23 protein-coding genes and 1 riboswitch are annotated in these 23,967 nt (G+C 58.8%); of the genes, 16 read left to right on the top strand and 7 right to left on the bottom strand.

Going from position 1 to position 23,967, the window contains the following annotated elements; all coding sequences use genetic code 11:
* Nucleotides 1–2 precede the first annotated feature (2 nt).
* The 6 genes from ribH to PKC81_RS09965 all read left to right on the top strand — a co-directional run bounded on the left by ribH (nucleotide 3) and on the right by PKC81_RS09965 (nucleotide 6,683).
* The gene (gene ribH / locus PKC81_RS09990; protein WP_324335635.1) at nucleotides 3–422 is read left to right on the top strand and encodes a 6,7-dimethyl-8-ribityllumazine synthase; all 420 of its coding nucleotides are present in this window, start codon (nucleotides 3–5) and stop codon (nucleotides 420–422) included.
* A 74-nt stretch (nucleotides 423–496) separates the two neighbouring features.
* A complete protein-coding gene (locus PKC81_RS09985) occupies nucleotides 497–2,101 on the top strand; it encodes an AbgT family transporter (RefSeq protein ID WP_324335633.1) in 1,605 nt (534 codons plus the stop codon).
* 53 nt (nucleotides 2,102–2,154) lie between these two features.
* The gene (locus PKC81_RS09980) at nucleotides 2,155–3,798 is read left to right on the top strand and encodes a carboxyl transferase domain-containing protein (protein WP_324335631.1); all 1,644 of its coding nucleotides are present in this window, start codon (nucleotides 2,155–2,157) and stop codon (nucleotides 3,796–3,798) included.
* Nucleotides 3,795–4,151 carry a hypothetical protein gene (locus PKC81_RS09975; protein ID WP_324335629.1) on the top strand — a complete coding sequence of 119 codons (357 nt, stop codon included), beginning with the start codon at nucleotides 3,795–3,797 and terminating at the stop codon, nucleotides 4,149–4,151. The genes PKC81_RS09980 and PKC81_RS09975 overlap by 4 nt, the downstream gene beginning before the upstream one ends.
* A gap of 202 nt (nucleotides 4,152–4,353) precedes the next feature.
* A complete protein-coding gene (locus PKC81_RS09970; RefSeq protein WP_324335627.1) occupies nucleotides 4,354–4,827 on the top strand; it encodes a DUF559 domain-containing protein in 474 nt (157 codons plus the stop codon).
* Nucleotides 4,824–6,683 carry an acetyl/propionyl/methylcrotonyl-CoA carboxylase subunit alpha gene (locus PKC81_RS09965; protein WP_324335625.1) on the top strand — a complete coding sequence of 620 codons (1,860 nt, stop codon included), beginning with the start codon at nucleotides 4,824–4,826 and terminating at the stop codon, nucleotides 6,681–6,683. The genes PKC81_RS09970 and PKC81_RS09965 overlap by 4 nt, the downstream gene beginning before the upstream one ends.
* On the opposite strand, the gene PKC81_RS09960 is transcribed toward PKC81_RS09965, so the two are convergent.
* On the bottom strand, nucleotides 6,680–7,150 hold the full coding sequence (locus PKC81_RS09960) for an OmpA family protein (protein ID WP_324335623.1): 471 nt from the start codon (nucleotides 7,148–7,150) through the stop codon (nucleotides 6,680–6,682). The two genes, PKC81_RS09965 and PKC81_RS09960, sit on opposite strands and share 4 nt — an antisense overlap.
* Nucleotides 7,151–7,155: 5 nt before the next feature.
* Nucleotides 7,156–9,831 carry an aconitate hydratase AcnA gene (acnA, locus tag PKC81_RS09955; protein WP_324335622.1) on the bottom strand — a complete coding sequence of 892 codons (2,676 nt, stop codon included), beginning with the start codon at nucleotides 9,829–9,831 and terminating at the stop codon, nucleotides 7,156–7,158.
* A gap of 294 nt (nucleotides 9,832–10,125) precedes the next feature.
* On the opposite strand from acnA, the gene PKC81_RS09950 reads away from it, so the two are divergent.
* Both PKC81_RS09950 and PKC81_RS09945 read left to right on the top strand, forming a co-directional pair.
* Nucleotides 10,126–11,454: a DNA cytosine methyltransferase gene (locus PKC81_RS09950; RefSeq protein ID WP_324335620.1), complete on the top strand. Its 1,329-nt coding sequence runs from the start codon at nucleotides 10,126–10,128 to the stop codon at nucleotides 11,452–11,454.
* A complete protein-coding gene (locus PKC81_RS09945; RefSeq protein WP_324335617.1) occupies nucleotides 11,447–12,241 on the top strand; it encodes an endonuclease in 795 nt (264 codons plus the stop codon). The genes PKC81_RS09950 and PKC81_RS09945 overlap by 8 nt, the downstream gene beginning before the upstream one ends.
* A 54-nt stretch (nucleotides 12,242–12,295) precedes the next feature.
* On the opposite strand, the gene PKC81_RS09940 is transcribed toward PKC81_RS09945, so the two are convergent.
* Nucleotides 12,296–12,529, bottom strand: a complete 234-nt coding sequence (locus PKC81_RS09940) for a hypothetical protein (protein ID WP_324335616.1) — start codon at nucleotides 12,527–12,529, stop codon at nucleotides 12,296–12,298.
* 527 nt (nucleotides 12,530–13,056) lie between these two features.
* Between PKC81_RS09940 and PKC81_RS09935 the strand changes: the two genes are divergently transcribed.
* The 6 genes from PKC81_RS09935 (at nucleotide 13,057) to PKC81_RS09910 (ending at nucleotide 18,624) form a co-directional block, all read left to right on the top strand.
* The gene (locus PKC81_RS09935) at nucleotides 13,057–13,332 is read left to right on the top strand and encodes a hypothetical protein (protein WP_324335614.1); all 276 of its coding nucleotides are present in this window, start codon (nucleotides 13,057–13,059) and stop codon (nucleotides 13,330–13,332) included.
* Entirely contained in the window at nucleotides 13,332–14,021 is a 690-nt protein-coding gene (locus PKC81_RS09930; RefSeq protein ID WP_324335612.1) for a hypothetical protein, read from the top strand. The genes PKC81_RS09935 and PKC81_RS09930 overlap by 1 nt, the downstream gene beginning before the upstream one ends.
* Nucleotides 14,022–14,086: 65 nt before the next feature.
* Complete coding sequence (locus tag PKC81_RS09925) at nucleotides 14,087–14,674, top strand: HD domain-containing protein (protein ID WP_324335610.1); 588 nt, start codon at nucleotides 14,087–14,089, stop codon at nucleotides 14,672–14,674.
* 22 nt (nucleotides 14,675–14,696) lie between these two features.
* Nucleotides 14,697–15,491: a class II aldolase/adducin family protein gene (locus tag PKC81_RS09920; protein WP_324335609.1), complete on the top strand. Its 795-nt coding sequence runs from the start codon at nucleotides 14,697–14,699 to the stop codon at nucleotides 15,489–15,491.
* Between the two features lie 36 nt (nucleotides 15,492–15,527).
* Nucleotides 15,528–16,262, top strand: coding sequence for an META domain-containing protein (locus tag PKC81_RS09915; protein ID WP_324335606.1), 735 nt, complete (start codon nucleotides 15,528–15,530; stop codon nucleotides 16,260–16,262).
* A 142-nt stretch (nucleotides 16,263–16,404) separates the two neighbouring features.
* Entirely contained in the window at nucleotides 16,405–18,624 is a 2,220-nt protein-coding gene (locus PKC81_RS09910; protein ID WP_324335605.1) for an EAL domain-containing protein, read from the top strand.
* 118 nt (nucleotides 18,625–18,742) lie between these two features.
* On the opposite strand, the gene PKC81_RS09905 is transcribed toward PKC81_RS09910, so the two are convergent.
* Together PKC81_RS09905 and PKC81_RS09900 are read right to left on the bottom strand one after the other, a co-directional pair.
* Nucleotides 18,743–20,263: a carotenoid oxygenase family protein gene (locus PKC81_RS09905; RefSeq protein ID WP_324335602.1), complete on the bottom strand. Its 1,521-nt coding sequence runs from the start codon at nucleotides 20,261–20,263 to the stop codon at nucleotides 18,743–18,745.
* Between the two features lie 14 nt (nucleotides 20,264–20,277).
* Entirely contained in the window at nucleotides 20,278–20,733 is a 456-nt protein-coding gene (locus PKC81_RS09900; protein ID WP_324335600.1) for a DUF2141 domain-containing protein, read from the bottom strand.
* Nucleotides 20,734–20,904: 171 nt separating this feature from the next.
* On the opposite strand from PKC81_RS09900, the gene PKC81_RS09895 reads away from it, so the two are divergent.
* On the top strand, nucleotides 20,905–21,693 hold the full coding sequence (locus PKC81_RS09895) for a LytTR family DNA-binding domain-containing protein (RefSeq protein ID WP_324335598.1): 789 nt from the start codon (nucleotides 20,905–20,907) through the stop codon (nucleotides 21,691–21,693).
* A 4-nt stretch (nucleotides 21,694–21,697) separates the two neighbouring features.
* Here the strand turns inward: PKC81_RS09895 and PKC81_RS09890 are convergent, their stop codons facing one another.
* Nucleotides 21,698–21,967, bottom strand: a complete 270-nt coding sequence (locus PKC81_RS09890) for a DUF167 domain-containing protein (protein WP_324335596.1) — start codon at nucleotides 21,965–21,967, stop codon at nucleotides 21,698–21,700.
* A 47-nt stretch (nucleotides 21,968–22,014) separates the two neighbouring features.
* Nucleotides 22,015–22,932 carry a hypothetical protein gene (locus PKC81_RS09885; RefSeq protein WP_324335594.1) on the bottom strand — a complete coding sequence of 306 codons (918 nt, stop codon included), beginning with the start codon at nucleotides 22,930–22,932 and terminating at the stop codon, nucleotides 22,015–22,017.
* A gap of 155 nt (nucleotides 22,933–23,087) precedes the next feature.
* Nucleotides 23,088–23,196, top strand: a riboswitch (TPP riboswitch).
* Between the two features lie 37 nt (nucleotides 23,197–23,233).
* Here PKC81_RS09885 and PKC81_RS09880 point away from each other — a divergent pair.
* A partial coding sequence (locus PKC81_RS09880; protein WP_324335591.1) for a phosphomethylpyrimidine synthase ThiC occupies nucleotides 23,234–23,967 on the top strand: 734 nt, incomplete at its 3' end.

Genomic DNA, 23,967 nt, shown 5'->3' with positions numbered 1-23,967 from the left:
TAATGGCAAAATTCCTGATCGTTGAAGCGCGTTTCTACGACCATTTGAACGACATGCTCGTCGCAGGGGCGAAGGCAGCGCTCAAATCTGCCGGGCATGAGGTGGAGGTCATCACTGTCCCCGGTGCACTCGAGATCCCGGGCGCCATTGCGCTCGCCGATCAGAGCGACATGTATGACGGCTTTGTCGCCATCGGTGTCGTCATTCGCGGCGAGACCTATCATTTCGAAATCGTCGCGGGCGAAAGCGCGCGCGGCATCATGGCGCTGACCATGGATGGCGTCGCCATTGGCAACGGTATCCTGACGGTCGAGAATGAGGGGCAGGCGCTTGTCCGCGCCGATCCTAGCCAAAAGGACAAGGGCGGCGAAGCTGCGAAGGCAGCCATCGCCCTGCTGGACCTACGCAACCGTTTCGGCTAGAGCCAACTTCATTCGGGGACATTAGCATTCAGCCTGCCAAGTGTTTGGCGGGCTGAGCATTTATGGATGTCCGAATGACCAATTCCCAAGACCAGTTCCGCCAGCGCGGATTTCTCAATGCGATCGAACGGCTCGGCAACAAATTGCCCGATCCGATCATGATTTTCGTGTGGCTCATCCTTTTCCTGATGATTCTCTCGCAGGTCGGCGCGTGGCTCGGCTGGTCTGCCTCATTGCCTTATACGGGAAAGGAAGCGCCGCAATGGGGTGAACTCAAGGACGGTGTCCTCACTTACCGCGCGACCAGCCTGTTCAACGAAGAAAATATCGCGCGGTTGCTGACCGAGATGCCCAAGACGATGTCGGGCTTTGCCCCGCTGGGTCTGGTACTGGTCATTGTACTGGGTGCATCGGTGGCCGAGAAGGCAGGATTGTTCTCCGCACTGATCCGCGGTTCGCTGCGCAACGCACCGCGCGCCATCATGACGCCGCTGGTCGCCATAATCGGCATGGTCTCGCACCATGCATCGGATGCGGCCTATGTCGTGTTCATCCCGCTGGCTGCGATACTGTATGCCGCAGTCGGGCGGCATCCGCTGGTCGGGCTGGCGGCGGCATTCGCGGCTGTCTCCGGCGGTTATGCCGGCAATATCACCCCGGGCCAGATCGACGTGCTGCTCTTCGGCTTCACGCAAGAGGCGGCGCGCATTGTCGATCCCGCATGGACAATGAATCCGGTAGGCAATTGGTGGTTCATCCTTTCGATCGTGATCGTCTTTACGCCCATCATCTGGTTCGTCACCGATCGGATAATTGAGCCGCGTCTCGGCGCTTGGGGCAAGGAACCGGATGAGGAACTGCGGGCGGAACTAGCCAAATCCGAAATCACCCCCGCCGAGCGCAAGGGTCTGCGCCTCGCCGGATTGACCGCGTTACTCGTCGTCGGCGCGTTTGCTGCGCTGTCATTGCTGCCCGGCTATACCCCGCTGCTCGATGAAACGAAGGAAGGCACGGCGCAGATGCAGCCTTTCTATTCAGCGCTGATTGCCGGCTTTTTCCTGCTCTTTGTCAGCACCGGCCTCGCCTTTGGCATCGGTGCGGGCAGCGTCAAATCGAGCAACGATGCGCTGCGCATGATGCAGGACGGCATCAGGTCGATGGCACCCTATATCGTCTTTGTATTCTTCGCCGCGCATTTCGTGGCCATGTTCAACTGGTCACGCCTCGGGCCAATTCTGGCCATTGACGGGGCGATTTTCTTGAAAGACTTCGGCCTTAGCGCGCCGTTCCTGCTGGTCAGCGTGTTGCTGCTCTCCTCGGTATTGGACCTCTTCATCGGCTCCGCCAGCGCGAAATGGAGCGCGCTCGCGCCGGTTGTGGTGCCGATGTTCATGCTGCTGGGTATCAGCCCCGAAATGACCACCGCTGCCTATCGCATGGGTGACAGCTACACCAATATCATGACGCCGCTGATGAGCTATTTCCCGCTCATCCTCGCCTTTGCCCGGCGCTGGGATGGCGATGTGGGCGTTGGGACGTTGCTCTCATTGATGCTGCCTTATGCGCTGTGTTTCATGGCGGCGGGCATTGCGATGACGGTGGGCTGGGTCGCGCTTGATCTGCCGCTCGGCCCGGGTGCGCAGGTGCATTACGTGCCGCCCGGTGGCGTGCTCCAATAGCCGCGTAATAAAATTACGTTTCGCTTGGCCGCTAACCGTTTATAGACAGGGGCATGACTGCACCTGTCTTATCGACCAGCTATAGTGCCGACGATCCGGTAACCCAGGCCCGCGCCGCGCATAACCGCGCTTTGGCGGAGGAATTGCGCTCCAAGGTGGCGCAAGCTGCGCTGGGTGGGCCGGAGCAGCATCGCGAGCGCCATGTGGCGCGTGGAAAGCTGTTGCCGCGTGATCGTGTCGAACGGCTGCTCGATCCCGGCGCGCCCTTCCTTGAGATTGGCCAGCTCGCCGCCAATGGCATGTACGAAGGCGATGTGCATGGCGCGAGCCTGATCACCGGCATCGGTCGCGTCTCAGGCCGCGAATGCATGATCGTGTGCAACGATGCGACGGTGAAGGGCGGGACTTATTATCCGTTGACGGTGAAGAAGCATCTGCGCGCGCAGGAAATCGCGATGGAAAACCGGCTGCCGTGCATCTACCTCGTCGACAGCGGCGGGGCGAACCTGCCGCACCAGGCAGAGGTCTTTCCTGACCGCGAACATTTCGGTCGCATCTTCTTCAATCAGGCGAATATGTCGGCGAAAGCTATTCCGCAGATCGCCTGTGTGATGGGCAGCTGCACCGCGGGCGGAGCCTATGTTCCCGCCATGTCGGACGAGACGGTGATTGTGAAGAAACAGGGCACCATCTTCCTCGCTGGCCCGCCGCTGGTGAAGGCCGCAACGGGCGAGGAGATCAGCGCAGAGGATCTGGGCGGGGGGGACCTGCACGCGAAGAAATCGGGTGTGGTCGATCATCTGGCCGAGAATGACGAACATGCGCTGACCATCGTGAGGGATATTGTTTCGCACCTCGGCGTCGCCCCTGCGCAGGCAGGGGCCGCTTTCGGCTCAGCGCAAACCTCCAGCGGCCCCGGCCTTCGCCGGGGTGACGTTCGCCCTCCCAAATATGATCCGCAAGAACTTTACGGCATCATCCCCGAAGATGTCCGCGCGCCTTATGATGTGCATGAGGTGATCGCGCGGCTCGTCGACGGCAGCGAATTTCACGAGTTCAAGGCGCTCTATGGCAGCACGCTGGTGTGCGGTTTTGCGCATATCTGGGGCATGCCGGTGGCGATCCTCGCCAATAATGGCGTGCTGTTCAGCGAGAGTGCTCAAAAGGGTGCGCATTTCATCGAACTGGCGCAGCAGCGCAAAATCCCATTGCTGTTCCTGCAAAATATCAGCGGCTTCATGGTCGGCGGCAAATATGAGGCGGAGGGGATCGCCAAGCATGGCGCAAAGCTCGTCACCGCCGTCGCCACCGCGACCGTGCCCAAGATCACCGTGCTGATCGGCGGCAGCTTTGGCGCGGGCAATTATGGCATGTGCGGCCGCGCCTATTCGCCCCGCTTCCTCTTCAGCTGGCCCAATGCGCGGATCAGCGTGATGGGTGGCGAACAGGCAGCTTCGGTGCTGGCAACGGTCCACCGCGATGCTGCGAACTGGAGCCCCGAACAGGCCGAAGCCTTCAAAACCCCGATCCGCCAGAAATATGAGGATGAGGGGAATCCATACTACGCGACCGCCCGGCTGTGGGACGACGGGATTATCGACCCCGCGCAGACACGCGATGTGCTGGGGCTGGCACTGGCGGCGACCTTGAATGCGCCGGTTGAGGAGGGCACCTCGTTCGGGGTGTTCAGGATGTGATCCTTCAATATGTCGAAGTCGTATTCAAAGGGCTGGGTATGCTGGTCGTGGCCATAATCGGTCTCGTGCTGATATTTGTGCTGTTAATGCAATTGAAGATTAACTCCGATGTGCGCGACAAGATAAACACTGTAATGAGCGATCAATATCCAACATTTGAAATCTCGATTGAGGACAAAGATAAGGGACCGATGCGGCAGCGCTGTTATGAAATAAGCCTCATACCAAAATCGACGGGTAAAACTCTTAAAAAGTTCGTTTCGATAAATGGCGACGATGATGGTGGGGTTTGGTTCTTTGGCGAAGAGCATCGAACAATGCAGTCGTGCATCGATAAGTATTTTCGGGGTTAACTTTAGATATGATCCAATCCCTCCTAATCGCCACCCAATTCCTCCCCCAACGGGGGAGGGGGACCAGCGTAGCTGGTGGAGGGGCACGGGATGCTGGGCGCTTGGGTGCGTTGCTGGTGCCGCGGTTGGCTGAGGGTTTGGTTTGGGCGGTGGGTGCAGATAGGGTGGGGGAACTTGATCGTGCCCCTCCACCATCCTTCGGATGGTCCCCCTCCCCTTGCAGGGGAGGAATATGATTACAGGGCCTACCGATACCGTCAAACGTGCGCGGAAGTTGCGGAGTGAGATGACTTTGCCGGAAGTCGTGCTGTGGCGCGCGCTTCGAACACGACCTGGTGGACTGAAATTCCGGCGGCAGCATCCGGCTGGAATCTATGTGCTGGATTTCTATTGCGCTGCAGCGAGGCTAGCAATTGAAGTGGATGGAATGGTGCATGACAGCATCCGGGCGGCGCAAGCCGATGCGGCAAGAGCGCATTTTCTCAGGTCGCAGCATGTGGCGACTTTGCGGGTTCCGGCAAAGCGAGTGTTAGACGATTTGGACGCGGTGGTGACGCGGATTGTTGATGTGTGTTTGGAGAGGGTTGGGAGGTTGCAGCAGCGTCGGGAGAACTCGCCTGTGCCCCTCCACCATCCTGCGGATGGTCCCCCTCCCCTTGCAGGGGAGGAATTGTGATTTCCTCACTCCTCATCGCCAATCGTGGCGAAATAGCCTGCCGGATCATCCACACGGCGCGTGCTATGGGTATCCGCACGATCGCGGTCTATTCGAATGCCGATGTCGACGCGCTGCATGTGCGCATGGCCGATGATGCCGTGCATATCGGGCCCTCTCCCGCGCGCGAAAGCTATCTGGTGGGTGAAAAGATCATCGATGCTGCGCGCGCGACTGGCGCGGAGGCGATCCACCCGGGTTATGGTTTCCTCTCTGAAAATGCGGAGTTTGCGCAGCGCGTGATCAGCGCGGGGCTGGTCTGGGTTGGTCCCAATCCGGCGAGCATAACCGCCATGGGCCTGAAAGATGCCGCCAAACAGTTGATGGAAGCGGCAGGCGTACCGGTGACGCCCGGCTATATGGGCAGCAACCAGGATGCCGGTTTCCTGTCGATCCAGGCTGATGGCATCGGCTATCCGGTGTTGATCAAGGCCGTTGCGGGCGGCGGCGGCAAGGGGATGCGGTTGGTCGAACGGCCGAAGGATTTCGCCGATGCGCTTGCCAGTTGCCGGCGTGAGGCCGCGGCGAGCTTTGGCAACGACCATGTGTTGATCGAGAAATATATCCAGCGCCCGCGCCATATCGAGGTGCAGGTTTTTGGCGACAGCCACGGCCAGATTGTTCACCTGTTTGAGCGCGATTGCTCGCTCCAGCGCCGCCACCAGAAAGTGATCGAGGAAGCGCCTGCGCCGGGAATGGATGCCGAAACGCGCGAAGCCCTGTGCGCCGCCGCTGTTCGCGCCGCCAAGGCAGTCGATTATGTTGGCGCGGGCACGATTGAGTTCATCGCCGATGCGTCTGAAGGCCTGCGTGCCGACCGCATCTGGTTCATGGAAATGAACACGCGCCTGCAGGTCGAACATCCGGTGACCGAGGCGATCACCGGTGTCGATCTTGTCGAATGGCAGCTGCGCATCGCCAGCGGCGAACGCCTTCCATTGACGCAGGATCAGCTAGCCATCAACGGCTGGGCGATGGAAGCGCGGCTCTATGCCGAGGACCCCGAAAAGGGCTTCCTCCCTTCCATCGGCAAGCTCGAGCATCTGGTGCTCCCCGAAAGCCTGCGGGTCGATACAGGGGTGGAGCAGGGCGGTGAAGTCTCGCCCTTTTACGACCCGATGATTGCCAAGCTGATCGCGCATGGCGCGACGCGCGACGAGGCCATCGCGCGGCTCGAGGCGGGCATTGACGATACCGAAGTCTGGCCGGTCAAAACCAACGCTGGTTTCCTCGGAAATTTGCTACGCCATCACGACTTCCTGTCCGGCGATGTCGACACCGGCCTGATTGGGCGCGATGGCGACGAACTGGTGCACCCGATCGAGGCCGAGGTTGACGAATTGACCGAAGTCGCGGCGCTGCTCGCGGCAAGCCCGGGCGAAGGGCCGTGGAGCGGTGCGCTTGGCTTCCGCTTGAATACCGCACCGCATGCCGTGGCGCGCCTGCGCGACGATGTGGGCACGGTCTATGAAGTGCCGCTGGCCGAAGTGAACGTCGCTGAACCTGCACGCGATGTACTCGCCTTCACCGGCGGCTTTGCCCGCCGCTACACGCTCGACCGTCACGAAGGCGCGCATGGCGGGGTTGCGGGCGATGGCACGATTCTGTCACCGATGCCGGGCCGCATCATCGCGGTCGATGTGACGGCGGGGCAGGCGGTGACCAAGGGTCAGAAACTGCTCACCCTTGAGGCAATGAAGATGGAGCACACACTCACCGCGCCATTTGATGGGGTGGTGGCAGAGCTTAACGCCGTCGCCGGTGCGCAGGTGCAGGTCGAAGCGTTGCTGGTGCGGATTGAGGATACCGCAAGCTAAAGCTTGCAGGGATCCCCAGCGCTCCAGCCACCGCCATCGATTGGCAAGCCACCGATGGGCTTGCCGCGCAGAGCTGCATTCACAAACTCGATGCGCGTATTTTCGGGGCTTGAAGAGGGTGTAGTCACGGGCTTGCTGTTGCCAAAGCCGACAACGACCAGCCTTTTGCAATCGACACCCTTCGCCACCAAAGCCTTGGCAACGGCCAATGCTCGGTCCTGACTAAGCTGCTGCGGCTGTGCGCCCATTGCGACATGCCCTTCGATCCGCAAGGTCGTTATATATTTCTTGTCCCCCATATATTTGGCTACAGCTTCGATTGAGGCGTCGGCGCTAGGATTGGGCACAGCCTTGCCAGCGGGAAAATAGACTTTTCCGGGTAACACCAAACGGTTGCCGTCAAGCGCGACCTGTGCGGCCAGCGCGGCGGGGAGCAGCAACGCTGCCCCCGCCAATATTGCTTTCATTCGCATCAGGCAGCCAATTTCCGCAAAACATAGTGCAGGATGCCGCCGTTGAGGAAATATTCCAGCTCGTTGGCGGTATCGATGCGGCACAGCGCGTCGAACGTGAAGGTCGTGCCATCCTTGCGGGTAACCTTGACTGTCACCGTCTGGCGCGGCTTCAAATTGGCGACGCCGGTGATGGTGAAGCTGCAATCGCCATCGAGGCCAAGGCTCTGGCGGTTTTCACCTTCCTTGAACTGCAGCGGCAACACGCCCATGCCGACAAGGTTCGAACGGTGGATACGCTCGAAGCTCTCGACAATAACGGCCTTTACACCAAGAAGATTGGTTCCCTTCGCGGCCCAGTCACGCGAAGAACCGGTGCCATATTCCTTGCCCCCAATAACAACAAGTGCAGTACCATCTGCCTTGTGCTTCATGGCTACATCGTAAATTGGAAGTACTTCGTCACTGTAGCGGCTCATACCACCTTCGATTCCGGGAACCATTTCGTTCTTGATTCTTATATTCGCGAACGTGCCACGCATCATGACTTCATGGTGGCCGCGACGGGCGCCGTAGCTGTTGAAGTCGGACTTGCTAACCTGATGTTCCATAAGCCATTTTCCGGCGGGGCTGTCTGCCTTGATGCTGCCGGCGGGGCTGATGTGGTCGGTGGTGATTGAATCGCCAAGGATCGCCAGCGGCTTGGCTTCGATGATGTCCGAAACCGGGGCCGGGGTCATCTCCAGACCTTCGAAATAGGGCGGGTTTGCGACATAGGTGCTGCCCGCGCGCCACTGATAGGTTTCGCTGCCTTCGACCTGTATCGCCTGCCAATGTTCGTCACCCTGATAGACCTTTGCATAACGGCTGAGGAACATGTCGCGGCTGACATTGGCGGTCATCAGGTCGCTAATCTCCTGATTTGAAGGCCAAATATCCTTGAGGTAGACGTCCGCACCATCGGAACCTTTGCCGATCGGGGTGGTGGTAAAATCCTCGGTCACCGTGCCCTTGAGCGCATAAGCAACCACCAGCGGCGGGCTGGCGAGGAAATTGGCGCGCACGTCGGGCGACACGCGGCCTTCAAAGTTGCGGTTGCCCGAAATCACCGAAGCGGCGACAATATCATTGCCGTTGATCGCCTTCGAAATCGGTTCGGCCAGCGGCCCGGAGTTGCCGATGCAGGTGGTGCAGCCATAGCCAACCAGATTGAAGCCCACCGCGTCGAGATGCTCCTGCAAGCCGGCCTTCACAAGATAGTCGGTCACAACCTGCGATCCCGGCGCAAGCGAAGTCTTCACCCACGGCTTGGGCTTCAACCCGCGCTCATTCGCCTTCTTCGCGACCAGACCGGCGGCCACCAGCACGCCCGGATTGCTCGTATTGGTGCACGAGGTAATCGCCGCAATCACAACGTCGCCGTCGCCAATGTCGTGCGATTTGCCTTCCACCGGCACGCGCTTGAAACCGTCATGCTTGTACACTTCGGCGAGGTCCTTGTTGAACACATCGTCAACCTGCTGCAGCACAACCTTGTCCTGCGGCCGCTTCGGACCCGCCAGCGACGGCTGCACCGTCGACATGTCGAGTTCGAGGGTTGAGGAGAAAACCGGTTCAACCGAAGGATCGATCCAGAAACCCTGCTCCTTGGCATAGGCTTCGGCCAGCGCCACGGCTTCGTCGCTGCGGCCGGTCAGGCGCATATAATCGAGCGTCTTGTCGTCGATGCCGAAGAAGCCGCAGGTCGCGCCATATTCGGGCGCCATATTGGCCAGCGTCGCGCGGTCGGCAAGGGTCAGCGAGGCGAGGCCCGGGCCATAATATTCGACGAAGCGGCCCACCACGCCATGCGCGCGCAGCATCTGCGTGCACGTCAGCACCAGATCGGTCGCAGTGATGCCTTCGCCCAAGGAGCCGGTCAGCTTGAAACCGACAACTTCGGGGATCAGCATCGATACCGGCTGGCCCAGCATCGCGGCCTCCGCCTCAATCCCGCCCACGCCCCAGCCGAGCACGCCCAGCCCGTTGATCATCGTCGTGTGGCTGTCGGTGCCGACGCAGGTGTCGGGGTAAGCGACGGTCGCGCCATCCTGATCGGTCGAGGTCCACACCGCCTGCGCGATATGCTCCAAATTCACCTGGTGGCAAATGCCGGTGCCCGGGGGAACCGCCTTGAAATTGTCGAGCGACTTGCTGCCCCATTTCAGGAAGTCATAGCGTTCGCCATTGCGGTAATATTCGATCTCGACATTCTGTTCGAACGCCTTGGGGTGGCCGAATTCGTCGACCATCACCGAGTGGTCGATGACGAGGTGGACGGGGACCAGCGGGTTGATCTTGCTGGTATCGCCGCCCAGCTTTGCAATCGCATCGCGCATCGCGGCGAGATCGACGACGCAAGGAACGCCGGTGAAATCCTGCAACAGCACGCGCGCGGGGCGATACTGGATTTCGTTCTGGCTTTCGGTGGGGTTCTTCTGCCAATCGACCAGCGCCTGCGCATCGGCGGTTGAAACGGTGAAGCCGCCATCTTCAAAACGCAGCAGATTTTCGAGCAGCACCTTCATGCTAAAGGGCAGGCGCGACACATCGCCCAGCTTTTCCGCCGCTTTTTTCAAGGAGTAATAAGCATAGGATTTGCCCCCGACGTTCAGCGTCGAGCGGGTGCCAAGCGAGTCTTGTCCAACGGCGGTCATAATGGGTCCCCTTATTTGGTGTGTGTCCCAGCGGCTTGTCCGCCGAAGCCTTGGCGAAGGCGGGAGAAGCGGGAGATTCGACTATCGCGCGCGCCTTAGCGCGATGGGGGGGGGGGGGCAAGAGGGGGAGGGGGAGACTTTGGTGGGGGGAAACACAGAAACTTCTTGGCGCTGGTTCGAAATCTGGCAATGTGAGACGGGGGTTGGAATCACTCACCATTTACGGTAAGAACGAAGTTAGAACAAATCGATTATCTCGATTGAATGTCCGACAGAAAGTTGAGTGAGGTAAATTTGGCGCGACCTATCGGAATAGACCTGTTCGCCGGAGCTGGTGGTATGAGTCTCGGCTTCGAGCAAGCTGGCTTCGACGTCATTGCTGCCGTTGAGATCGATCCTGTGCATTGTGCAGTTCACAAGTATAATTTTCCGAATTGTGCAATTTTGCCTCGGTCGGTCGTGGGTTTGTCCGGCAATGAAATTAGAGTCGCTGCTGGCATAGGTAAACGGAAAGTCGATGTCGTGTTCGGCGGTGCGCCCTGCCAGGGCTTTTCAATGATTGGGCAGAGAGCGTTTGATGATCCTCGTAACAGTCTGGTTAGGGACTTCCTTCGGATAGTTTGGGAACTAGACGCAAGCTACTTCGTATTTGAAAACGTAAAGGGTCTAACTCTTGGGAACCACAGGAAGTTTCTCGATGAGATTGTCGCTACTGCCGACGAATTGGGCTATGATGTACTTGTCCCTTGGCAGGTGTTGGATGCAGCGAATTTCGGTGTTCCTCAGCACCGAGAGCGGTTGATCCTCTTTGGAGCGCAGCGCCCTCGAAAGCTTCCTTGCTATCCGGCTTTCTGGAGCAAACCAGCGGATCGAAAGGGTAAAGTTGTTGCGCACTGCAAAAGTGGGCCAACCGTGTCTGATGCTCTGGATGATTTGCCAGATGCCGATCTGTTCGAAATGCTACGCGAAACAGACGAAGTGCGTCCTGAAATATGGGGCAGCCCAAGTTCTTATGCGAAAGAATTACGTTGTTTAGCAAACGACTCGTGGCACTATGGATATGTTCGCAATTGGGACTCTTCGCTGCTCACATCCAGCTTTCGGACTGATCATACGGCTATATCGCGTCGCCGGTTTTCGGAAACCAAAGGCGGCACAACCGAACCGATTTCACGTTTCTATAAACTTGCGCCTGATGGACTGAGCAACACATTACGGGCGGGGACCGATGGTGCGCGTGGTGCATTTACTAGTCCGCGTCCGATCCATCACAAGCATGATCGCTGTGTGACAGTTAGAGAAATGGCGCGGCTGCATGGCTATCCAGATTGGTTCCGCTTCAATGAAACCAAATGGCATGGCGCCCGGCAAATTGGGAATTCAGTGCCTCCACCGCTGGCAAGAGCAGTTGCTGAGCGTGTGATGCGTGCTCTGGAAGTGAAGCCGGAACGGCCATTCGAAACGGTGGATTTGGGTGTGACTGACCTGTTACGAATGACAGTGTCGCAAGCCGCCCGCCACTTTCAGGTAGAAGCGCCACCGTCAAAGCGAGATCGGAAGAGCGGAGCCAAGAAGCGCAAGCAGTTGGAGATAGAAGAAGCTCGGATGTTGGCTTATGGCTAAAGTTCCTGCCGCCAACAGGTATCAAGCGCTTATCGAGAGCATATTTTTTGAACATTATGCAACTGGTAAGATCGAGTTCGAATTTGCTCGTCCCGAAATCAAGGCGCATGCGGCGAAGTTGGGCATAGAACTTCCTGAGAATTTGGGCGACGTTATTTACGCAATGCGTTTCCGGACGCCGCTGCCGTCGCGTGTTCTTGCGACCCAAACGGATGGACGTGAGTGGGTAATAGAATTAGCAGGCCGGGCACAATATCGGTTCAAGCTGGTTAAAGCGACTAGGATAGTCCCGCGTGACGATCTAGCAAAAGTCGGCATACCGGATGCAACACCTGAAATCATCCGAGCTTATGCATTGGACGATGAACAAGCGCTCCTAGCAATCGTTCGATACAATCGTTTGATCGACACATTTTTAGGTCTGACGACTTACAGTCTGCAAAATCATCTTCGCACAACAGTCAGTGGGATCGGACAGATTGAGATAGACGAACTGTACGTTGGTTTGGACCGGTACGGCTGTCATTATGTAATCCCGGTGCAGGCGAAAGGCGGTAAGGATCAAATTGGCGTTGTGCAAACAACGCAAGACATAAGGTTTGCAGAAAATAAGTTTCCCGGCATGCGATGCAGAGCAATTTCCGCTCAGTTTATGCCCGATGGATCAGTGGCTTTGTTCGAACTGACGGTTCAGGACGATGAAGTAAAAGTCGTGCAGGAGCGCCATTATCGGTTGGTGCCCGCAGACCAACTGGATCGGAACGCTGTAGTCCGTTATATGGACTAGACTGTTTGCCCATCGAATTTTCAGAGACTTGATGCTCAGCAGAGTGTCGAAACCTCACCCCTCACTCAAAACTTGCGTCACTTCCTCCAGCGTCCCGCGCACGCGCAGCAGCTGGTCTTTGCCGAATACCACCAGGCATTCATCGGGCGCGTTGTCGGCGGCCTTCACAAATTGCACAATCTCCGCATTGACCGAGATTTTCTGGCCGCGGGTGTTTGGGGTCAGGACCTGCCTGTTACGCCATCGAGGCGTCAAAATGGCAAAAATATCGGAAGGAAGCGGACGCATCGGATAGTGGTTCTAACTGAAAGGCCGCTTCGTTTCGAGATTGAAGCCATTTTGGCGTCCAAGGGATTTGGTCCATTTTGTCCATTGCTGCGTTGGCAAAGCTGGACTTAGATCCACTAAGCCTGCGCCTTGCCGCCTTGCACTGAACAAAATGGCCTCAAACCTCGATGGCGTAACAGGCAGGCCCTGACCCCCCGGGTGACGATGGGGATCATGGGGTTTCCTTTTGTGGGTTGCGGCGCTCTCGCACGACTTGGGGGCTTTGCAAAGCCGCGATAGCTTTAATCCTCCCCATCGACTTGCGATGGGGAGGTGGCAGTTGCGCAGCAACTGACGGAGGGGAATTGCAACGGTTTCGAGCGAGTTGCGCTCGTTTCCCCTCCACCACCCGCCTTCGTTTCACTACGGCGCGCGGTCCCCCTCCCCATCGCAAGTCGATGGGGAGGATTGGAAAATCTGCTGTCCTACATATAACCATATAGGTTATCCGCGATTCGTTTCTCTAACCCGGAAAGGAAATCGCGGATATGCCCGCCCCCAAACTCCCCCCGCGCAAGGTGCCGCCGCTTGCGCCCAAAACGCCATCGCTCCCTCTCTCGCCCAAATTGGCGGGGTTGCAGGCGATGATCAACGAATTGGCGAAGACCGAGCGGACGACGCAGTTGGTCGATTATCTCCACGATCTGCGCAAGGAATTTGACTGGGCCGCCGCCGAGCTGAAGACGCTCGGCTTTTGCGCGCCCTGCTATTTTTCCATTCTCGACGATGGCGATGCGCATGATTGCCCCGAGGAGGAGTGGTAATGGCGCGCAAACGCAAGCCGGAAGATGATCTGGCAGCTGCCTCCGCCAACCCGCCGCAGCATATCCCCTCCGGCCCCAAGGTCGACTTTGCCAAGCTGATGCCCGGCTATCCCAAGCGGCATGACGGGTGGAACCAGCAACGGGTGCAGCGCTTTTTCGATACGCTGGCGCATACCGGCTGTGTCAAGGATGCGGCGCGGGTGGCAGGGATGTCTGCGGTGGCGGCGCGGCGGGCGCAGCGGCGCTTTCCGCTGTTCGCCGCCGCGTGGGAGGAGGCGCTTGCCCGGTCGCGGCAGGGGCTGATCGCGATTGCCTATCAGCGCGCGGTCGAGGGGCGCGAGACCGTCATCATCCGCAAGGGCGAGGAATATCAGCGCAAGATCGAGCCGTCGGATGCGATGCTCGGCCTGCTGATCAAGCGCGGCGATATGTCGGGTGGCAGACTGGGCGAGAAAGCGGAGGATGTGCTGAGTTTTGAGGAATGGAAGGCGGGCTGGACCTTCAAGAAACATGGCGGCAAGTGGAAACCGCCCAGCTATGAGGAATCCAAGGCGCGGCTGGAGGCGAAGTTTGATCTGATGCGCAAGCGGATGTTCGCCGATGCCGACCGGCAGGGCGTGTGTATCCGCTGCGAAGCGCCTTTACGCCCCGGGGTCACCAACCAGATGCTGCACGACGGGAAGGGGTAGGGGCGCTCCCCCCTTGCAATCCGCGGCATTTCGGTGAATCGTCTTGCGCGACGAGGAGAGAGACGATGACCGATCTGCTGGAGAAGACTGCGCAGTTCCACACGATGAGCGATGGCACCCAGGAAGACTGGGACATCATCATGACGCACATGAAGCCTTTTTCCGCCAATGGCGGGGCGCGGGTGCTTGACCATCTGCGCTTGCTGGAGGGCGATTGCGGCGGCTTTGCGGTCGACCGGCTGACCCACTGCCTGCAAACCGCGACGCGCGCCTATCGCGACGGGCGCGACGAGGATTATGTGGTGATGGCGCTGCTCCACGATATTGGCGATACGCTCGGCGCCTATAACCACCCCGATATCGCCGCCGCGATCCTGAAGCCTTTCGTGTCCGAAGAGCTGCTGTGGATCGTGCAGCATCATGGCATTTTCCAGGGCTATAATTTCTTCCACTATCTCGGCCTCGATCGCAACATGCGCGACCAGTTTGCCGACCATCCCTATTATGCCGCGACCGCAGAGTTTATCGAGAAATATGACTGCCCGGCATTCGACCCCGATTATGACACCTTGCCGCTCGAATTTTTCGAGCCGATGGTGATGAAGCTGTTCGAAAAGCCCAAGACCAGCGTGTACAAGCGCGCGATGGAATAGGCCGGAATATAAGGAGAGAAATATGTCCGTAATGATGAACACGGCCACCGCCGCCAATGACGACCATATCCGGAGCACTGTTAGCGAAGAGGAGTGGGCCGTCCGCGTCGATCTAGCCGCCGCCTATCGCCTTGTCGCGCATTATGGCTGGGATGACCTGATCTTCACCCATTTGTCGGCGCGCGTGCCGGGGCCCGAGCATCATTTCCTGATCAACCCCTATGACATGATGTTCGAGGAGATTACCGCCTCCTCGCTCGTCAAGATCGATGTCGAGGGACAGCCGGTGGTGCCGACCGCGCATCCGGTGAACCCCGCCGGTTTCACCATCCACTCGGCAATCCACATGGCGCGCGAGGATGCACATGCGGTGATGCACCTGCACACGCCCGCAGGTCAGGCCGTAAGCGCGATGGCCGAAGGGCTGTTGCCGCACACGCAGACCGCGATGATCGCCAAGCATAATGTCGCCTATCATGAATATGAAGGCATCGCGACCGACCTCGATGAACGCGAACGGCTGGTCGAGGATCTGGGTGAAAAGCATGCGATGATCCTGCGCAACCATGGCACGCTGGCGGTGGGGCAGAGCGTCGCGGATTGCTTTATGCGGCTCTATTTCCTCGAGCGTGCCTGCGATGCGCAGGTCAAGATGCTCTCGGCAGGCCGCGAAAATCTGCACACCCCGCCACAGGGCGTCGAGGGCAAGGTTGAGGGGCAGTCGCCTCCTGGTGGAATGGCGATGGTCGCCCAAAGCCTCGCCTGGCCGGCGCTGCTGCGCAAGCTCGACCGGATCGACCCCAGCTACAGGAACTGAATTCAAACGAACCCGCCAATTGCAGGAGTAAAGGTTATGCGAAAGCCGATATCGGCGCTTGCATCCGTGACGTTGCTGGCAGGATGCGCGACCTATGGTGACGAAACCGTCGCGCCGCCCACGGAAGCGGTAGAAGCCAGCTTTATGTGCGGTGTCGGAAAGCGTCTGGATGTGACCTTTACCGGCGAAAAGGCCGCAGTGAAGGTGGGGGCCAATATCTATAATCTGGTGCAACAGCCGACCGGATCAGGCTATTCTTACAGCGGAGATAGCCACAGCCTGCGCGGCAAGGGCAAGGATGCGACATGGACGGAACCCAATGGTGAAGAACTCAGTTGCTTTGAATTTGATCCGGCCAATCCGCCGCAGGTGCAACCGCCGGTGAGCCCGCCCATCACCCGCGGCCTGCCGGGTACGAGCTGGCGGCTGGTGCAGTTCCAGTCGTCCGACGACAGCATCGGCACCAAAATCCCGCCCAATCCCGAAAAATATGTGCTGACCTTTGCGAGCGACGGCTCGCTCTCGGCGCAGCTCGATTGCAACCGTCTGGCAGGAAAGTGGGAAGCACAGCCGAGCTCTCCGACCGGCGGCGGCCTGACAATCAGCGGTGGCGCAATGACTCGCGCGCTGTGCCAGCCGGGCGCGATGGATAGCACGATCGCTCGCGATATGGGCTACATCCGCAGCTACACCATCCGCGGCACGCAATTGCATCTGGCGCTGCAGGCCGACGCTGGGATTTACAGCTGGGAGGCTGTCCCGCCCAATTGACGCCCAGTCGACCAAATTGGCTCGGCTTATAGTATCTTATTGTAAATTTTTGAGCAGATTTGGTCGATCTGCATGCTGTTTACGCTTCTGAAACGCGAGAAGGATAGACGCGACTGGTAATCCGACAGGAAACCAGAACAAAATGGCCGCAAGAAAATTTTCATGGGGAACTAACAGCGAGAAATCGGCTGAGCCGCCTGCGCGCGGTTTGCTGGGTAAGCTGGGTCAGCGCCAACCAACGGCGTCGCCCGCTGCGACGTCGAAAGACGCGTTGTTATTACTGCAGAATTTTGAAGAAAGCGGGCGTGGCTGGTTCTGGTCGACCGACGCGGAAGGCCGCATAACCTATTTGAGCCAGTCGGTGTGCCAGCGACTGGGAAAATCTTGCGACGAACTGGCCGGCAAGGACTTTGTCGAGCTATTCCTGAAACCCGACAGCAGCGAAGACCGGCAGCGTACTTTGCCTTGGGTGCTGATGCGCCAGTCAAAATTTGACGATCTTGCATTGCAAGCCTCCGAAACAGAAGAGGAAATCTGGTGGGCGGTTTCGGGTCGGCCCTATCATAATGCCAATGGCGAATTTGCCGGTTATCGCGGCAGCGGCACCGACATCACCGAACAGCGCCGTGCGTCAAAGGACAATGATCGGCTGGCGACCTATGACGCATTGACCGGGCTGCTGAACAGACACCGCATGGCCAAGTTGCTCGAAAGCACCTTATCGGCCTTCCAGCTCCAAAAACGCGCCTGCGCGATCATGCTGATCGACCTCGACCGGTTCAAGCAGGTGAATGATACGCTCGGCCATCCGGCGGGCGATGCCCTGCTGAAACAGGTTGCCGACCGGCTGATCAAGGTGGTGGGAGACAAGGAAAAGGTCAGCCGTCTGGGCGGCGACGAATTCCAGATCATCCTGCAGGACGAGGAAGACCGGGGCAATCTGGGCGACATGGCGGACAAGATCATCCGCAGCCTGTCGCACCCCTATTCGATCGACGGCAGCCGCTGCATCATCGGTGCATCGGTCGGCATCGCCGTCAGCCCCTTTGACGGGCAGTCGAGCGAGGAACTGGTTCGCAATGCCGACCTTGCGCTTTATGCGGCAAAGGGGAGCGGTCGCGGGCGTTTCCGTTTCTATTCGAGCGATCTGCTGCAGGCAGCCGAGGATCGCCGCGTTTTGGAAGAAGATTTGCGCGATGCATTGGCGCGCGACGAAATTTGGCTCGCCTACCAGCCTGTGGTCAATGCTCAGACCAACATCGTGACCGGGTTCGAAGCGCTGATGCGCTGGAACCACCCGGAGCGAGGCAACATCTCTCCAGCCTTGTTCATCCCGATCGCAGAGGATGCCAATATGATTGGCGAGCTGGGCGAATGGGCGTTGCGCAAAGCGTGCGAACAGGCGGCAACCTGGCCTGGCAAGATGAAGGTGGCAGTGAATGTGTCGCCGATCCAGTTTGCCAAAGACACGCTGCCCAAGGTGATAAAGGATGCGCTGGCGGTTTCTGGCTTGCCACCGGAACGACTGGAACTGGAAATCACGGAAAGCGTGTTCCTGCAGGATTCGGATGATACCGATTCGAAGTTTCAGCTGTTGAAAGACATTGGCGTCCGGCTGGCGCTGGATGATTTCGGGACCGGTTATTCTTCGCTTGGCTATCTGAAGACGGCGCCTTTCGACAAAATCAAGATCGACCAGAGCTTTGTGCGCGGGGCGACCGAACCCGGCTCGCGCAACGGAGCGATAATTTCGGCGATCGTTGCCCTTGCCGATGCCTTGGGTATGGAGACAACGGCGGAGGGCATTGAATCGCTCGACCAGCTCGATCTGATCCGCGATTTGCAAGTCAGCCATGTCCAGGGCTATGTGTACAGCCAGCCGGTCAGCAACGAGCAGTTGCTCGCGAAATGTGAAGCGGGCGACTGGGAGATTACCCCGGCCGGCCCTGCCGTCCAGCGCGGTGATCGCATGACGATGTATCGCAAGATCGGGGCGATCCACGAAAACCATTATTACAATATTGTGCTGCGCAATCTCTCGGTCACAGGTGCGTTGATTGAAGGCATTGTCGATGTCCCGCTCGGTACAAAGTTCGTGCTCGATTTTGGCGATGGCCAGCTTGCGATATCAACCGTTGTGCGGTCGATGGGCTCGCAGCAGGGGCTCGAATTCGAAGAGCGGCTGGTCAATGACGGCAATGGTGGCTTGTGCACCAGCCGACGCGTTTCCCCCTATATGATGGCGGCGGCAGGAATGCCCATATCCAATCTGCCACCTGGATATTATGATGATGTCGAAAAGCCGGTGGGCAGTAAAGCGCTCCCGGCTTTCAGCACGGCAGCCGACTGGAAAGCTGCCTGACCGCTACCCAGCTGATCGGGTTTTCGGTATATGTATGGGAGCGGGAAGATTGCGGGGTGGCGTGGGTCTTCCCGCTCCTGCGCACCACTGCTTTTGGCAAAGTGCGATCTCTAAGATGTCAGCTTGATGCGGACACAAATTGGCCATGCAGACCGAGTGGCATGGCGACATCGAGCCAAGCACGGGCAAGGAAGCCTCGCTCCGGATGCGCCGCGTCAAATATGGTGAATGCGCTTTTCTGCTTCTTCCAATTGAGCGCTGTCCCCACCAGCCAGCCGTCATCTTCCTCGACGCCGCCGGGGCGGGGAACGAACAGATGTTCCTCGATCATCCATTCCGGGCCATAGCGGAATATCTGATCCTTGCCGTTTTCCATGTCGATCTTGACCACCGCATCAAACCAGTCGGTGCGTCCGGGCGTCGCCGTTGTACTCATATAGACAAAGCGGTTGCGCCGGGTTTCGACGCGCGGGTTGACCTTCGGAAATTCAACCCGCTGATGCAGAGGTTCGACCAGTGGGGCGCCCTTGACGGGCAGGGTGACCCGGTAGGCGCGCGCGTTCCAATCCGGAAAGATGCCGCGCATCGGCTTGAAAAATTCGAGCATCAGGTCGGCATTGCCATCATGCGCCATGTCAAAACGGATCGTGCCGTCTTCTTCTTCCCAGCCATTGCCGAAATGGAAAACGAAGCCCTCGGGCAGTTCCGTCTGGCGTATCAGATCAAAAGTTTCACGGTCAAAAATATGTACTTTCATGGGCTTGCCGGGAACAGCTCGCATACTTCCAAAGCTGCCATTTTCGATCGAACGGGTGGCGTCAGATTGGGTCGAACATTGAATTACGACCAGCGAACGACTGGTCAGAAGGAAGTCGTGATAATAGCCAGGCTGACCGAGTGGCTGGATGCGCGCCAGTTCCAGCTTGCCTGCTTTGCTCAGCCGGTAGAGTAGGACGCGCGACCCGAGCGAACCGACATTCCAGATGCGGCCGTCTTCTCCGACACGCGGATGTGCGCTGAATGGGGCCCCCTTGCTGCCTTCGCCCAGATCGACATAGCCTTCGGTCGCAAGTGTTTCGGCGTCCATGCGGACCGCGCTGCCACCCTCCCACAAGGCCCACATCGCGCCGTCGACCGGCAGGATGCTGGTGTTGGACGGATTGGTGCTGTCGGATCCGGTTAGCGGTGCCTTGATGGCAATGCCGCCGCCCGAGGTGGCGACGACGAACTTGCCGGCTTTTTCCTCCAACGAACGCTTGTGTGTTGCGACAAAACGACCGCGATAGCCGATGCCCGACGGTCCGACCGCCCAACGCTGCACCAGACCATCGCCGTCGAACCAGTGCCGGTAGCGGACACCGTCGCGCTCGAACAGCGCCGGACCGTTGCGGTAGAAGGCTCCGCGCAGTCCTTTGGGTATTTTGCCCTCCACGCGAACATGCGCAAAATCGAACTCGCCCGGCGCATTGGCAAAGGCGATGAGGCGGGGATCGGATGCTCGGGCCTTGGTGAAAGCAGGGGCGATCTCATTGATGGGATGATAGGGGTCTTGCGCAAAGGCCGGCAGGCCGCGCGCGGTTGCCAAGGCTGCAAGACCGCCCGCAGAGCCCATCAGGAAGCGGCGCCGGCTGGCCTCCATATTTTGCGGGCCAGTCATGGCGCATAGGCCAGTACAGCGGTGGTGGTGCTGTCGGCGGACAGGGAGACTTTCATCTTGTCAAATTCCGGAATGCCGCCTGTCACCATCGGGGTATTGGAAAAGCCGAAGCCTTCGAGCGGAATGCCGACCATGTTCATGTCGACTTTGCCATTGGCATTTTCGTCATGGTAAAGCTGGACGGCATAGTCGCCGGGGGCGAGGCCCGGAAATTCGATCAGCACGCTTCCGGTCTGCGCATCCTTGACGCCATAAGTCACCGTCTTGGCTTTGGCTTCGCCGGCTTGCTTGCCGAGAAGTTCTGCCCGTATCTGACCCTTGGACGACCGGACGCCGTCAACTTTGAGTGTCAGAACCAGACCGTCCTTTTCAGCGCAGTCTTTGCTTTCGGCGGGCGTGATTGGGGACGCTGCGTAAAAGAGTATCGGCAACAGCCAGATTGAATTTCGCATATCGGGTTCCTGTATAATGTTGGGAGCGGCTGGCGCTTGGGGGTGTTGCCGAACCGGTGCGTCCAGAAATGGGCAAGCCAGGGCCGGGGCGGCAAGCAGGATTGCGCGAATACCGGTTCGCGCTTCGTGAACGGTGGAAATGTCTGCACGAAATGCTAGAGAAGCGCCCCGATGCCTGAAACCAGCCACCCAGCTTCTGCGACAGCGCACAGCAAGATTCTGGGTCTTGCTGTTGCAACGGGACTTTTGCTCGCGCTGCTTGCGCCTTTTCACACCGCCGAAATCTTCAATATGTGGGAGCTTGCGGCCTTCTGGGCACTGTCGAGCATCTTTGGCTGCTATTTGCTTTACGCCCTGCAGATGGTGGCGCAGGGCTTTGCCCGGACCAGGGATATTGCGCCGCGCATCTGGCTGCCGCTCTCGGCAATCATTGCCGCCATACCCACGACCTTGATCGTCCATGCGTTGGGCCCGGCTCTCAACGGCGATATCCGGCTGTCGGCCTTCTGGCAGCTATTTCCGTCGGTGGCCATTTTGTGCCTGCCGCTGCAATATATCATCCACCTGATCCTCCGATATGATGCGGTCCACATTGCGGCATCGCAGCCCCTTTTCGCCGAAACAGCATCCAGCCTGTCAGCGGGCGCAGAGCAGATTCTGTTCGACAAGCTGCCGCGCCATCTGGGCAGGAATATCCTCTGCATGAAGACCGAGGATCATTATCTGCGGGTCTATACCGATGCAGGAAATACGCTGGTGCTGTTGCGAATGGGCGATGCCGAAAATGCGGTGGGCGGGATCGAAGGCCTGCGCGTCCATCGCAGCTGGTGGGTCGCGCGCCATTCGGTTGCTGAGGTGGTGGCAGCCGGAAATGGGCTGCAGTTGCGCCTGACGAACGGGCTGGACGTGCCGGTATCGCGCGAACGCCGCCTGTTGCTGAAATCGAACGGCTGGATTTAACCCGTTACACTTGCTTGATACGGACGCGTTTTTCGCGGCTAGTCGCCCCGCTGACCAGTTCAATGTCGCGCGCGGCTATCCCGAGCAGCCCGGCCAGTTGCGCCAGCACCGATTTTGTCGCCTTGCCATCTTCGGGGGCGGTGCGCGTCCATAATTTGAGGTTCCCATTTTCGATGGCCGCGCGCTCGACCTTGGCCCCGGGTACAACGCGAAGCGCCAGTTCGCCATTGGAATCGGCCAGCGCGCGGATTTCGTCTGCAGTCGGGTTTGCCATGCGGCTGCCTTAGGCTGACGACCGTATGGGATGCAAGCCGAGGCTGTTTAGCGCGATCCGTCAGCGGCGATTGCCTTTTCGTCGGCTTCCTTGATTTCCTTCGCGATCATCCCGCGTTGCTGACCGGCCTTCAAAGCGTTGTTGCGGAATTTATAGGTGCCTGTCAGCATCGATTTATCCATCACCGACATCCGCTTTGGCAGGGCGGCGGCATCAGAGGTCGCGCCGAACAGGGTCAGGATCGAGTCCGGAGACGCAACGCTTTCGGCCTCCTGGCTGAGATCGAGCAACAGGTGCATCGTTGCCATATCGGCGAGCTGGCGCAGCGATTTGCCTTCGGTCTTGGCAATATCCATCACCGCAAAAGAGAGCAGAATATCCTGTCGCGTATTCTCGCTCGTCCGCGTTGCCTGGGCGTTTCGCACCACATAGGCGTTCGATGCTTCGCCGTTGAAGCTGTCGGTCTTTTTCAGCTCGACCCCGCGGCTGGAGCGGATATCGGTGACGCGCCAGCTATAGACCGGGCGATAGGACGCGGAGAGGGCGGTGCGCTGTTCCTCGGTCATATGGCCGAAAAATTCGGGCAGGGCCTTGCCCATTTCGGAAACCAGCCGCTGCGGCTCATCGATGAAGATGATCATCGCATTGGGTTCACAACCTTCCTTTTGCAATTTCAGGCCAGCGGTGGTCGCATTTTTGCGCACCATATCTTCCAGCATCTTGCTCCAGTCGGCGGGGAAGCCGACGACCTTGGGGCACAGCCTTTGTTCGAAGCGACCGATCTGCTTCGACGAAGCGGATTCGTTGAGCATGTCCTTGAGCATGTAGCGCAGCTCTTCGGTCCGCCCTTTGACGACGATATCGGCATTCTTGTCCGGCTCGGCTTGCGCCATTGCGGGGGAGGTGGCGATGGCGGCGGTGCAGGCAAGCATCAGGGCGGCAAAGCGGGCAGGGCGGAAACGCATTTTCAACTCCTCTTCAGCGGGTTGCCACCCATTTAGGCGGATTGGCTGGCAAGGGAACCGTCCTTCTATCAAGCGAGGTAAATGCTCGACCAAATTGGCCGACGCGTCGACGAACGATATTCATTTTGCCTGCAAACAGCATTTGCGATAGGAACGGGTCATCCCCGGGGAGCCTGCTGTGGCTGAGAGGGATGGGTAAGCTCCATCCGACCCGTTGAACCTGAACCTGTTAGCACAGGCGGAGGGAGGGAGCGGCTTCATTCGAAACTCCGCCCTTTCTCCGTTGATATGGAGAAGAGACATGGGCGACGCCCCCGCACGCACAGAACAACCCGCCGTCACCACCGGACCTATCCGTGGTTCGAAAAAGATCCATGTCGGCCCGCTAAAGGTCGCGATGCGCGAGATTTATCTGGAGCCCTCAAGCGGCGAACCGCCGGTGCGCGTTTATGACACCAGCGGCCCTTATACCGATCCCAATGCGACCATAGACATCGCCAAGGGCCTGCCCGAATTGCGCCGCGACTGGATATTGGCGCGCGGTGATGTCGAGCAAAAGGAACAGCGGCAGGTGCGCCCTGAAGATAATGGCCAACTCGGCCCTGACCGCAGCGGTGGCGTCGCGCCTTTCCCCAATGTGAAGCAGCAGGTGCTTCGCGCAAAACCCGGCATGAATGTCAGCCAGATGCACTATGCCCGCCGCGGCATCATCACGCCCGAGATGGAATATGTGGCGGAGCGCGAAAATCTGGGCCGCGCGCGGCTCAAGGAATATATCCGCGACGGCGAAAGCTTTGGCGCTGCGATCCCCGATTATGTGACGCCCGAATTTGTGCGCGATGAAGTGGCGCGGGGCAGGGCGATCATCCCGTCAAACATCAACCACCCCGAAAGCGAGCCGATGGCGATCGGGCGCAACTTCCTGGTCAAGATCAACGCCAATATCGGCAACAGCGCGGTCGCCTCTGATGTCGCATCCGAAGTCGACAAGATGGTCTGGTCGATCCGCTGGGGCGCGGACACCGTGATGGACCT

Source organism: Sphingorhabdus sp., assembly GCF_035329025.1.
In the GTDB taxonomy this organism is placed as follows: Bacteria; Pseudomonadota; Alphaproteobacteria; order Sphingomonadales; family Sphingomonadaceae; genus Sphingorhabdus_B.
The sequence above is the reverse complement of the archived record's forward strand: the minus strand, read 5'-3'. Positions and strand labels throughout refer to the sequence as shown.